Below are 12,544 nucleotides of genomic sequence, written 5' to 3' on the forward strand. Positions count from 1 at the left end.
CTTCAGGGTAAATAAAGAAGGTAGGTGGGAGGATAGCTGTGAGCCAAACCATCAGTGGGGGATGAAGGAAACCCCACTGATGGTTGTCTTCTTTATAAAGTTTTAATTGCAGATTGTTGATATTTATTGTTTTCTTTTTTTAACCTTACTTTCTCTGCTTTGGCGCTTCTGCTAGAAAGTAATAGAAAATAACTTAACATACCAAAATAACAAGATATAACAAGTGCATGCATTAAAGCAACTGCAAGGTTTAGTAGAGTAAAAATAATCATAGCGCCAAAAAAGACTTGTAAAGTAATTAAAGAAATGGTGATAATCGAACCCCAGTACATGACGTGATTTGATCTATAACGTTTTATCAATTTGATAAATAGAGCAATGGTCCATATAAATAAGATTCCTGCCATGAAACGATGACCCATTTGTATCCATTGCTGGAAATTGTAATCCGTATAGGAAAAGGGCGCATTGTTATTACAGAATGGCCAGCTACTACATACTAAATTTGAACTTGTATGTCGTACTAACGCTCCTGAATAAACAACTATGAGGGAATAAGCTGTAAGTAAGTAAATTTCAATGCGATTTTTTTTCTGTATAGCTAACGTTTTTGTATCCCATTTCTTATCGATTTCAAAAATTAGTAACATTAGTAGAAATACTGCTGCAAAAGATATTAGTGAAATACCAAAATGAGCCGCTAAAACAAAATCAGACTGCCCCCACATCACTGCCGCTGCTCCAATTAGAGCTTGTAATAGGAGAACGAAAACAGAAGTAATGGAGAGAAACTTCACTTCACGAATAGTTCCGAATTGTTTCCAAGCAAGAATTGCCAATGCAACAACTATAATTCCTACTCCTCCTGAAACTAATCTGTGACTTAATTCAATAATCATCTCGAAATGGGACTCAGAAGGTATTAGTTGTCCTTCACATAAAGGCCAACTGTCTCCACAACCATCTTCAGATCCCGTTTTTGTTACAAGTGCTCCACCTAGTAATACTAGCAGCATACCAATCGTCGCTAGTACAGATAACCATTTCAAAAGTTTCATCATAATATATGTATGCCTCACTTTGTGATGTATAGTATAAATACAATCCTCCTAATATTAATATTATCATCATAAATAATCCAATAAAAGCTCTTACATCATTAATATAACACGACAAAATCCTATTTTCACTATGTAAAATGTAAAAAACCTTGCAATATTGTCTAGAGTTTGCTAGAAATAGATTAGGGAATAATTGCTAATACAGTATATAAGTAGTAAGGATACATAGTTTCATTGAATATTCACAATGTTTTGCTAAAGTTCGAATTTTTGTCACACTTTCAAGGCGTACACCGTGCTAAGATAGTAGTCAGTATGGGTTTATGGATTATCTTATCTTTTCGTGATATTATTTCATTAGTCGTCCTTTTTAATGGATTCCGAGATTTTACAACATTGACATTGTGATAAAGGGGGTATAGGGGTGTATGAATAAAGCGGGTGCGCCGTACAGAGAAATAATACAAGATTCAACAGTATCTACAAGACAAAAATTCAAGACATTAATTACAGAAATAAAAGCCTTAATTAAGGTTGGAATCATTAATTCCAATTTAATTACTACTTTTACTGGAATATGGTTAGCAATTTATTTTACTGATTCTTCCCTTAAGTACCATTGGGATGTTATAGCTTTGACCCTACTGGGAAGCGCTTTAGTTATAGCGGGCGGTTGTATCGTTAATAATTGGTTCGATGTAGATATTGATCCAAAAATGGAACGAACTAAAAATCGTCCTACGGTAACTGGATTCTTTTCGCTTAAATCCGTACTAATAATAGGACTTGTAACCACAACTATTGGTTTACTTCTATTATCTTTTACAACGATAGAGGCGACCCTTTTTGCTTTCTTTGGTTGGATTGTGTATGTTATCTTTTATACAATGTGGTCTAAAAGAAAAACAACGTTAAATACGATTGTTGGTAGTTTTTCTGGAGCTATGCCCCCACTTATTGGATGGGCTGCTATAAGTCCAGAATTCCACATTATTCCTTTAGTATTATTTTTAATTATGTTTATTTGGCAGACACCACATTTCCTATCTTTAGCGATGAAGAAGACGGAAGACTATAAAGAAGCTGGAGTACCAATGTTACCTGTCGTTTATGGATTTGAAATAACTAAGCGACAAATTGTGATATATACTCTTTGCTTATTACCATTACCTTTTTTTATGACATCACTAGGTATGGTATTCGTTGTAATTTCCACGCTATTAAATATTGGGTGGATAATCATAGGTTTTAAAGGATTTTTTGTCAAAGATGATTTAAAGTGGGCGAATATGATGTTTATATATTCTTTAAACTATTTAACAATTGTTTTTTTACTAATGATTATCGTAACTTTACCAATTTTTAATTAGCTCTACCTTGTTGTTTAAAAAATTTTATAAATGTATCAGACATAAGGAGAAAGAGAGGTATGAATACATGAGTCATTGGATGGGAAAATTGAAAACTTTACTAATGTTAAGTTTTACAGCAATTGTTTTATCAGCATGTGGTAAAGAAAACTTAACAGCTCTAGATCCAAAAGGATATGGAGCAGAAAAATCAATGGATATCATGATTCTTTCTATCGTTATCATGACTGCGGTATTTATAATTGTAGCAATTATTTTTACGATAGCTGTAGTTAGATTCCGCGAAAAGAAAGGGAGAGAAGATTATATCCCTAAACAAGTAGAGGGAAATCACACTTTAGAGATTGTCTGGACTGCAATACCGATTGTTTTAGTATTTGTATTAGCTATTCCAACAATTATCACTATTTTTGATTTAGCCGATACTGCAGAAGCTGAGAGTTCTATAAAGGTTGAAGTTACAGGTAATCAATACTGGTGGCATTTTGATTACAAAGGTGAAGAAATTCAAACAAGTCAGGACTTATATGTTCCAGTTGGGAAAAAAGTATACCTAGATATTCAATCATCTGATGTTATCCATTCATTCTGGGTACCAACTATTTCTGGGAAAATGGATGCTAACCCTGAGAACGTAAACACAATGTTTATAGAAGCATATGAAGAAGGGGTATATTGGGGTAAATGTGCGGAGCTTTGTGGCCCATCACACTCATTGATGGACTTTAAAGTTGTTGCAGTTAGCCAAGATGAATTTGATCAATGGGTTGAAGATATGAAGAATGTGAATCCAGAAGAAAAGCCACAAGATGCGGTTGCATCCGAAGGACAGGGTTTATTTGAAGCTAATAATTGTATGGCTTGTCATGCAATCGGTTCTTCACCAGTAGCAGTTGGTCCGAATTTAACTAACTACGCAAACCGTACTGCAGTTGCAGGTATTTTAGAACCTACAAAAGAAAACTTAGTAGACTGGATTATGGATCCTGAGTCAATTAAACCAGGAAATAAAATGACTGGTAATTACCCTGAAGTTTCAAGAGATGAAGCTGAAAAAATTGCTGAATACTTAATGCAATTAGACCATTCAGATGTGAATCCTGAAAGTGCAGGCGGAATTATTGACTAAAGTTATTTGGGATGAAAGACATACAAAGGGAGGTTAATGTTTTGAGTATAGCATCTACTCAGAAAAAGGGCTTCGGTGCTATTTTATGGGACTATTTAACAACAGTTGACCATAAAAAAATCGGTAATATGTATCTAGCGGCGGGTGCATTCTTTTTCCTGCTCGGAGGTATTGAAGCTCTAATTATACGGATTCAACTAATTAAACCAGAAAATGATTTTATTAGTGCAGGTTTATACAATGAAATGATTACAATGCATGGTACAACTATGATTTTCTTTGCGGCCATGCCTATGTTATTAGGTTTTATGAATGGTGTTATGCCACTTCAAATTGGGGCGCGAGATGTTGCGTTTCCATTCTTGAATTCACTAGGTTTTTGGTTATTCTTACTTGGTGGTATTTTAATGAACCTAAGTTGGTTCTTTGGTGGTGCACCTGATGCTGGTTGGACTGGATATGCTCCATTGTCTACTTCCTCACCAGGTCACGGTTTAGACTATTATGTTATGGGTCTGCAATTATCTGGTGCCGGTACATTAATGGGGGGAATTAACTTCCTTGTTACTATTGTTACTATGCGTGGACCGGGAATGACATACATGCGGATGCCGCTATTTACTTGGACTACTTTTGTAGCTAGTATTCTTATCCTATTTGCGTTTCCAGCATTAACTGTAGGTTTATTTTTACTTCAGTTTGACCGCATGTTTGGATCAGCATTCTTTGATGTTGCACTTGGTGGTAACTCTGTTATTTGGCAACACTTATTCTGGATTTTTGGGCACCCAGAAGTTTATATTTTGATTCTACCGGCTTTCGGTATCTTTAGTGAAATCATTCCGACATTCTCTAAGAAACGTTTATTTGGATATTCATCAATGGTATTTGCGACATTCTTAATCGCGTTTCTAGGATTTATGGTTTGGGCTCACCACATGTTTACAGTAGGTCTTGGTCCTGTAGCAAACTCTATTTTTGCGGTAGGTACAATGGCGATTGCAGTACCCACTGGTATTAAGATTTTTAACTGGCTTGCAACCATGTGGGGTGGAAGTATTAAAATTAATTCAGCAATGTTATGGGCATTAGGATTTATTCCGTCATTTACTATTGGTGGGATGACTGGGGTAATGCTAGGTGCTTCGACTGCTGACTTCCAATACCATGATACCTATTTCGTTATTGCCCATTTCCACTATGTTATCGTAGGTGGGGTAGTATTCGGTATTTTAGCAGGTTTACATTATTGGTGGCCAAAATTTTTCGGTAAAGTGCTTAATGAAACTATGGGTAAGATTGCATTTTGGTTATTCTTTATTGGTTTCCATTTAACTTTCTTTATTCAACATTTCCTAGGATTAATGGGTATGCCTCGTCGTTATTGGGTGTTCCTAGAAAACCAAGGATTGGATACAGGAAACCTTATCAGTACAATTGGTGCATTCTTTATGGCTGCTGGTTCAATAGTATTTATTATTAATATTATTTACACAACAGCTAAAGGAGAAAAAGCTGCTAATGACCCATGGGGTACAGGTCGTACATTAGAGTGGGCTATTTCATCTCCAGCACCAGAATATAATTTTAAACAATTACCATTAGTTCGTGGTTTAGATCCTTACTGGATTGAAAAAATGGATGGAAATACGAAAATGACTCCAGCTGAACCTCTTGATGACATTCACATGCCTAATGGTTCTATTTTGCCGGTAGTCATTTCAATCGGATTCTTTATAGCTTCCTTTGGATTTATCTATCAAGTCGATAATAAATCTTGGCTAATTGTTCTATTTGCAGGTATGGTAATTGCAATAGGCTCTATGCTAATAAGATCTTTGAAAGATGATCACGGTCATCATATTCATAAAGAAGATCTAGAAAAGGAGGCAGATTAAGATGAGTCACGATCATTCCTTGAGTCCAGAAATTCATGATCCAGCTAAGGCTACTCATGAGGGGAAACATAAGTATCTTGGATTATGGTTTTTCCTTGGTGGTGAAACAGTTCTTTTTGCTAGTTTCTTTGCAACCTATTTGGCGTTAAGAAACTCAACTGCTGGTGGACCTTCTTCCCAAGAACTATTTGGTTTAGAACTTGTATTTGTTATGACTATTCTCTTGTTAACAAGTTCTTTAACTAGTGTATATGCTATATATCATATGAAAAACCATGATTTCAAAAAGATGCAATTATGGTTTGGAATTACTGCATTACTTGGTCTAGGATTCTTAGGTTTTGAAATTTATGAGTTTACACACTATATTACTGATTATGGTTTTACATTCCGCTCTTCAGCATTCGGATCAGCGTTCTATACATTAGTTGGATTCCACGGTGGCCACGTAGTATTTGGTCTTAGCTGGTTAACAGCACTAATGGTTCGAAATGCAAAAAGAGGGTTAAGTCTTTACAACGCTCCAAAATACAACACGTTCGCTATCTATTGGCACTTTATTGATGTTGTTTGGGTATTTATCTTTACAGTTGTATACTTGATGGGGATGGTGAGTTAATTTATGACAGGTGCAAATATCAATAAAATTAATTCCTTCAAAAAGCAAAAGCAAAAAGAAGAAATGAAACATCAAGTAATAACTTTCGCGTTAATGATTATCTTTACTTTAGTTGCTTTTATTGCAGTCGGAGCAGGAATGAATAAGACATATGTAATACCACTTATTTTGATCTTAGCTCTAGTACAAGTTGGATTCCAATTTTATTATTTCATGCATATGAAAGATAAAGGTCATGAAGTAATTTCTTCCTTGATTTATGGTGGTATTTGGATTGCGGCTGTAACAGTTCTTACCTTTACTACAATTATTTGGTGGTAAAAACCTATATAAAAAGATCGGGATAGTGTTCCCGATCTTTTTATTATCTTTAAATAACTTTTAAGTTAAATTCAAATCATTTTTAATGTTATTTGTTTGTATTTCTTCACAAATTTAATAGGTTTATATGAAATGGATACTGTATAATGAAGATAAAACCCTTATGGAGTGAATGCTTATGTGGTTAGAACTGCAGATATTTGGTTTCAGAGCGCTATGGAGTCCCTATTTAATGTTATTTCTTATCATTCTTGCCTTAATCTATTATTTCGTTACTGGACCATATCATGAGAGATTTGGGGGGGATACTAAACCTACTACCAGTCAGCAATTTTCTTTTTATTTAGGTTTAGTATTGATTTATATTACAAAAGGCTCGCCCATCGATTTATTATCGCATATCATGTTATTAACACATATGATACAAATGGCTGTATTCATCATATTTGTTCCTATTTTGATTATTAAAGGTTTACCAACATGGATTTGGAAAAAAGTTTATGAAGCGAATATAATTGGTAATATAATTCAATTCTTAACAAGACCTATTATCTCTATGTTATTTTTTAATGGTCTCTTTAGTATCTATCATATTCCAATTGTATTTAACTTTTCTAAATCAACACCAGTTGCCCATACACTGATTCATTTAATTTTATTTTTTGCAGCGTTTATCATGTGGTTACCATTATTAAACCCTGTTAAAAAATATGACCACTTAAAACCATTACTGAAAATAGGGTATATCTTTGCGAATAGTGTATTAATCACTCCTGCTTGTGCGTTAATTATTTTTGCATCATCCCCATTGTATGCAGCATATTCGAGTGAAGGCGCTTGGTTAACAGCATTAAGCTTATGTGTTCCGACAGATGTGTTAAATGGAATTTCTTCCTCTTTATCTGGACCAGAGATGTTTTCACCATTAAGCACTATGATTGATCAACAATTTGGTGGAATTATTATGAAGGTTATTCAGGAAATTGTATATGGTTCTGTTTTAGTTAGTATACTCCTAAATTGGTTTAAATCTGAAGGAACTAAAATTGATCCATTACCAAGTAACAACTCTAGTATAGAAACACATTAAGCAAACATATTTTATGAGAGGAGATTAGAGAAATATGCCTTTTTTACCAACGATAAGTACGTTTTTTATTGTATTAAGTGCGATTTTTATGGCTTTTGGTTGGAACTTTATCGCTAAAGGGAAAGAGAAAGCACATAAAAAGACGATGATTGCAGCTTCAATTAGTGCGTTATTATTTTTTATTATTTATATGTCTCGAACGATTTTTTTGGGAAATACCTCATTTGGAGGGCCTAAAGATTTAGAAATATATTATACCATCTTCTTAATTTTCCATATTATATTAGCAACTACTGGAGCAGTTTTTGGGATTATTACTTTGACACTTGCTTTTAAGCGAAATATCACGAAACATAGAAAGATTGGACCATATACTGCTATTATTTGGTTCGCAACGGCTATTACAGGAGTAATGGTTTATCTATTCCTATATGTTTTTTGGGGTGTTGGAGAAACTACAAATCTGTTTAGAGCAATTTGGGGATTTTAGAACAGGTTCTGGAGCCGGACGTGGCTATTTCTGTATCTAAGTTCTCCACAGCTGTACAAATTTTATAATTTTCTAGACATAGAAAAAGGTGAGAACTTGTTTAAGTTCTCACCTTTTCTATTAATCCTTTTTGTAAGGTACTAAATCCGAAGCTACTTTAGTAAGCAATGTGTTTGCACGCTCTACAATGTCAGAGGGGAAGTTTTCTTCTTCTCCATATTCGATACCATGTGGGTAATAATGTTTACCTAATAGTGGAGTAAGCAATTTAATTACAGCGTTTCCACTATCGACATCTCCTTCTAGTGCATAACCTTGAATACGAATATAGTATGTAATATTCTTTTCTTTTGAACCAATTTTGTAATCATACGTTACACGTTCATAATCCCATTGACCAGCGCGAATAAAGGCATTTTTACCTGTAAGATGATCTAAAGGTTTTAAATCTACAACCATATCATCAATACCAGTATTTTCAATTCTCATTTTATTCACCTCCATATAGTCCTCATTAACTTATAATAGTACGAAAACGCTTAAGATGCAATTGATAATATTTTTAATAATGGAATATTGATATAAAGAAGACTTCCATCAGTGGTTTTGCTTCATCCCCCACTTAAAGGTTAGTCGCACTTTAAGGGCAGTTGGTACCCATCTACCTCCTTTGTTTCCCTAGAAGCTTGAGGTGAGATAAATACAAGAGGATTATAGTAAAAATGATAGAGAAAAAGAATGAATCAGCTCCAATGAACATAGAATGAATTATAAATTCTCATTTGATAAGAGAAGAGGGGGACGTCCAGTGCGGGTTTTCAAAGGAATACTTATCATTACTATTTTAGCATTTATCATTATTTTTTTATGAACTCCTATGAAACTTCCTGTCAAACAATTGAAAAAGTAAGTGATCATTCTAGTAAAATGATAAAACTTCAATCAAAGTCAAATACAGATAGTGATTTTAATAAAAGTATGCTTGGCTGGATAGGACTCTCAAAAAGTGAATTATTAAATGAGTTTGGAGAGCCTGAACGCAAAGATCCAAGTGCCTATGGTTATGATTGGTGGGTCTATCAAAATGGTTATTCAGAGTATCTTCAATTTGGAATATTAAATGAAAAAATTATTTCGGTTTATATAATAGGTGATCAAATGGAATATGATTCTATATCTATTGGGGAAGCGTATGAAGAGTTGTCTGATAAATACGGCTTTTCAAATGAAGTGGAATACAGCGACTCAAAATCTTCCTATATATTTCGTTTGACAAAAGAGGATGTAGAAACAAGCCCATTAGTAAAACTATCAGATGATACGTTTATGCAATTATATTTTGATACATTTACTAAAAAGTTGTCATCTATAAGGATTTTGAAAGCGGATGTGTTATTAATGCATCAACCATACGAAATTGTTTATCGTGGAAGTCTACCTGAAGCCCCTAAATTAAATGACCAAGAATGGGAAAAGGTTGAAAATGGAATGGAAAAACAAGTATTTGATATAACAAATGTGATGAGAGTAAGGCAAGGTAGTAAACCATTAAAATGGGAAAATACAGTTAGAAAAGTAGCATATGATCATAGCAAAGATATGGCGGAAAATAATTATTTCTCACATTTTGGATTAGATGGTGAAGGGTTAAAGGAAAGATTAGCAGAAAAAGAGGTATTTTATTTATCTGCAGCTGAAAATATTGCGGCACAATATACAGATGCTCCGGCAGCAATGGAAGGTTGGCTGAACAGTGAAGGACATCGTGAAGCATTGTTAAGTGAAGACTATACGCATATTGGGGTTGGGGTATATCGTTTATATTATACACAGAATTTCCTAGCGCAAGCTTTATAGTTAGTTTTTACTTTCGCACAGTTAAGGGAACAAAGCATAATTTATATAGTATAAAAGACTATGCGGAGGTGTGAAATTATGGAGAAGGAAGAACCAAAATTGCATCCATCTGTCGCTTCATTTAAAAACTTTATTAATGATAAACCTTTACTACTCAAAGAGATAAGAAAAAGCGGCAGGTCATGGCAAGAATATTATGAAAAGTGGGTTTTACTAGGAGAAGAAGACCCCTTCTGGCAAAAGTATGAAGAAGAACAGGATACAGATAATAGTTCAAAAAGTAAGGATTCAAAAGATAAATCGAAGTCGAAAAACCTTGAATTAATGAACCAAATAATGAAGCTAACTGAGAATATTGACATGAATAAAATACAAGGGCAGGTAGAGAATTTAAGTAAAACAATTGGAGCAGTCCAGGAATTAGTGGACCAATTTCAACAAACGAAAAAACAACCACCGCAAAAATCCCGGCCTTTTAACTGGTTTCAAGATTAAGGAGGGCTAATAATATGGATCCAACTCTTTATCAATATCTCTCTAATAGGGATGATTTACTTCATTTTAGAAGGCATAATCCAATTTGGTACCGTTATTTAATGAGGGATCCCAATTGCTTAGATGAAATGGAAAAAGAAGCAAAAAAGTTTTACGGAAAAACGTTTCCTCAACGCATTGAAAAAATCGGAAATAATGTTCAAATGATCAATATGCTTGCACAATTTGCTGGCTTAATGAAGGATTAAAGGTCGGTAGAAAGTTTCGAATATGTTTTCAGACGGATAAATAAATGATAAAATAATTCTGGAGGTGTTTGGATGATAGCAACTTTGGAATATGTAGAGATTCTAGATCATTCCGAAAAAATCGGAAAGATGGTACTAGATTCTGAAGTGATGGAGGATTATAAGAAATCACGAGTTGCTCTTGATGAAGACCAAGAAGCGCAAGCGCTAATTAAGGCTTTTAACGATATGAAAATCCATTACGACGATATTCAACGGTTTGGAAGATACCATCCAGATTATAATGAAATAATGAAAAAAGTTAGATCCACAAAACGTAAAATGGATATGAACGATAAAGTTGCCAAGTTCAAAATTGCCGAACGCAACCTACAAAAATTACTAGATGAAATAAGTCAATTTGTTGCGCAAAGTGTTAGTGTACAAATCAAAGCACCACAAGATGGCGCTGCATTAACAGACAGTGGTTGTGGGCATGGTGGAGCATGTGGGTGTAGCTTATAAATTATATAGAATTAGCCTTCAGTTATACTGAAGGTTCGTTATTTATCTCACGTAAACGGGCAAGTAAGACTCCCACCACAAGCCTTCTGAGGAACAAAGAAGGTAGTTGGGAGTCAACTGTGCTCGTAAAGGTCGATAAGTGCAGACTAACCATCAGTGGGGATGAAGGAAATTCCCGCTGATGGAAGTCTTCTTTATTATTTTTTTATACATAATCATAATATTATTTAGTGAGGATCAGAACATGAGGATTAATCGACAAGGTTTAATTGTTTGGTTTCAGCATATGAAAAATTTAAAACAAATTAAAAGACACGGTAATTTAATTTACGCTTCAAAAAAATTAAAATATGCGGTTATTTATGTTGATCAAGCAGATATCGAATATGTTGAAACAAAATTATCAAAACTACCCTTTATATCAAAGGTAGAAAGATCTTATAAGCCATTTGTTCGAACCGATTATGAAAATGCTAAACCTGATAAAGCAAAACAATACGATTACAAGATGGGAATATAGTTTAATAAAAGAGGCTGGGCGTAACAGCTTAAAGTGGTCTTTTTGAAGAAAAGATTAAAAAGCTATATTTCTGCTAAAAAATAAACCTGCAGAAACTCTATGTTCTGCAGGTTCCCTTTGTTTTTCAATGAAAAACAAATAGGCAAAGGGAGAGGAGAAACCGGAGGAAGAACTTATGGGGAAGTTTAAGTCTTCTCCGTGTTTGAAACAACCAATTATTAGTTGTATCAGTATGTATTATGTACATATGAGTTTTATATTATACATGATAAATATAATTTGTTAATTGTTTTCAGGGTGCTATTTTTATGGTAGGATTAAAACGAATAGTTACTAGGTTGTTCTAATAGAGGTGTGTACAACATGAGAGTTGTTGCTGGGAATTATAAAGGAAGGCAGTTAAAAGCTGTTCCAGGTAAATCTACAAGACCAACTACAGACAAGGTAAAAGAAGCTGTTTTTCAAATACTAGGACCCTTTTTTGATGGGGGAAGTGTGTTAGATTTATTTGCGGGAAGTGGATCATTAGGGATAGAGGCTTTAAGTAGAGGGATGACAAAAGGAATTTTTGTAGACAAGCATCCTAAAGCAATACATACAATAAAAGAAAATATTAAGTTATTAAAGTTAGATGATATGGTAGAAATTTACCGTACAGATGCATTTAGAGCGTTGAAAGCAGCGGCAAAAAGAGAATTGGTATTTGATTTAGTCTTATTAGATCCTCCCTATGGAAAAATGGATTATGTGAAATTAATAAATCAGCTATTGGAATACAATTTAATAAATGATAATGGTATTATTTATTGTGAACATGAATGGAATGAAGATTTTTCAGATATAGATTCTTCTTTAGAGATGATAAAACAAGATAATTTTGGTGGAACAATTGGAATAACTATCTATAAAAAAAGATGAAGTAAAAATAATAGGGGGTTATAT

General features: G+C 33.9%; 15 protein-coding genes. 13 read left to right on the forward strand and 2 right to left on the reverse strand.

Annotated elements, in window-relative coordinates:
• Nucleotides 1-92: 92 nt before the first annotated feature.
• Complete coding sequence (locus tag ACFQ18_RS04950) at nucleotides 93-1,061, reverse strand: COX15/CtaA family protein (RefSeq protein WP_047186420.1); 969 nt, start codon at nucleotides 1,059-1,061, stop codon at nucleotides 93-95.
• Nucleotides 1,062-1,489: 428 nt separating this feature from the next.
• Between ACFQ18_RS04950 and cyoE the strand changes: the two genes are divergently transcribed.
• From cyoE to ACFQ18_RS04985, 7 genes are all read left to right on the forward strand, one after another.
• Complete coding sequence (gene cyoE / locus ACFQ18_RS04955; protein WP_060668685.1) at nucleotides 1,490-2,431, forward strand: heme o synthase; 942 nt, start codon at nucleotides 1,490-1,492, stop codon at nucleotides 2,429-2,431.
• Nucleotides 2,432-2,498: 67 nt separating this feature from the next.
• A complete protein-coding gene (coxB, locus tag ACFQ18_RS04960) occupies nucleotides 2,499-3,560 on the forward strand; it encodes a cytochrome c oxidase subunit II (RefSeq protein ID WP_047186395.1) in 1,062 nt (353 codons plus the stop codon).
• Between the two features lie 11 nt (nucleotides 3,561-3,571).
• Nucleotides 3,572-5,458, forward strand: coding sequence for a cytochrome c oxidase subunit I (gene ctaD / locus ACFQ18_RS04965; RefSeq protein ID WP_379565852.1), 1,887 nt, complete (start codon nucleotides 3,572-3,574; stop codon nucleotides 5,456-5,458).
• 1 nt (nucleotide 5,459) lies between these two features.
• On the forward strand, nucleotides 5,460-6,077 hold the full coding sequence (locus tag ACFQ18_RS04970) for a cytochrome (ubi)quinol oxidase subunit III (protein WP_150874277.1): 618 nt from the start codon (nucleotides 5,460-5,462) through the stop codon (nucleotides 6,075-6,077).
• Between the two features lie 3 nt (nucleotides 6,078-6,080).
• Nucleotides 6,081-6,398 carry a cytochrome c oxidase subunit IVB gene (gene ctaF, locus ACFQ18_RS04975; RefSeq protein WP_047186392.1) on the forward strand — a complete coding sequence of 106 codons (318 nt, stop codon included), beginning with the start codon at nucleotides 6,081-6,083 and terminating at the stop codon, nucleotides 6,396-6,398.
• Nucleotides 6,399-6,576: 178 nt separating this feature from the next.
• On the forward strand, nucleotides 6,577-7,488 hold the full coding sequence (gene ctaG / locus ACFQ18_RS04980; protein WP_060669221.1) for a cytochrome c oxidase assembly factor CtaG: 912 nt from the start codon (nucleotides 6,577-6,579) through the stop codon (nucleotides 7,486-7,488).
• A 34-nt stretch (nucleotides 7,489-7,522) separates the two neighbouring features.
• A complete protein-coding gene (locus ACFQ18_RS04985; RefSeq protein ID WP_047186390.1) occupies nucleotides 7,523-7,978 on the forward strand; it encodes a DUF420 domain-containing protein in 456 nt (151 codons plus the stop codon).
• Between the two features lie 120 nt (nucleotides 7,979-8,098).
• Here ACFQ18_RS04985 and ACFQ18_RS04990 read toward each other — a convergent pair whose 3' ends face one another.
• A complete protein-coding gene (locus ACFQ18_RS04990; RefSeq protein ID WP_047186389.1) occupies nucleotides 8,099-8,467 on the reverse strand; it encodes a YugN family protein in 369 nt (122 codons plus the stop codon).
• 438 nt (nucleotides 8,468-8,905) lie between these two features.
• On the opposite strand from ACFQ18_RS04990, the gene ACFQ18_RS04995 reads away from it, so the two are divergent.
• The 6 genes from ACFQ18_RS04995 to rsmD all read left to right on the forward strand — a co-directional run bounded on the left by ACFQ18_RS04995 (nucleotide 8,906) and on the right by rsmD (nucleotide 12,520).
• A complete protein-coding gene (locus ACFQ18_RS04995) occupies nucleotides 8,906-9,835 on the forward strand; it encodes a CAP domain-containing protein (protein WP_379565856.1) in 930 nt (309 codons plus the stop codon).
• Between the two features lie 78 nt (nucleotides 9,836-9,913).
• On the forward strand, nucleotides 9,914-10,330 hold the full coding sequence (ylbD, locus tag ACFQ18_RS05000; protein WP_060669220.1) for a spore coat protein YlbD: 417 nt from the start codon (nucleotides 9,914-9,916) through the stop codon (nucleotides 10,328-10,330).
• Nucleotides 10,331-10,344: 14 nt separating this feature from the next.
• A complete protein-coding gene (locus tag ACFQ18_RS05005) occupies nucleotides 10,345-10,578 on the forward strand; it encodes a YlbE-like family protein (RefSeq protein ID WP_047186386.1) in 234 nt (77 codons plus the stop codon).
• Nucleotides 10,579-10,650: 72 nt separating this feature from the next.
• On the forward strand, nucleotides 10,651-11,082 hold the full coding sequence (locus ACFQ18_RS05010) for a YlbF family regulator (RefSeq protein WP_047186385.1): 432 nt from the start codon (nucleotides 10,651-10,653) through the stop codon (nucleotides 11,080-11,082).
• A 244-nt stretch (nucleotides 11,083-11,326) separates the two neighbouring features.
• On the forward strand, nucleotides 11,327-11,602 hold the full coding sequence (locus tag ACFQ18_RS05015; RefSeq protein WP_047186419.1) for a YlbG family protein: 276 nt from the start codon (nucleotides 11,327-11,329) through the stop codon (nucleotides 11,600-11,602).
• 354 nt (nucleotides 11,603-11,956) lie between these two features.
• Nucleotides 11,957-12,520 (forward strand): 16S rRNA (guanine(966)-N(2))-methyltransferase RsmD, encoded by a 564-nt coding sequence (gene rsmD / locus ACFQ18_RS05020; RefSeq protein ID WP_338113680.1) that lies wholly within the window; start codon nucleotides 11,957-11,959, stop codon nucleotides 12,518-12,520.
• The last annotated feature ends 24 nt before the right edge of the window (nucleotides 12,521-12,544 follow it).

This window comes from Oceanobacillus caeni, from assembly GCF_042678465.1.
Lineage (GTDB): Bacteria > Bacillota > Bacilli > Bacillales > Amphibacillaceae > Oceanobacillus > Oceanobacillus caeni.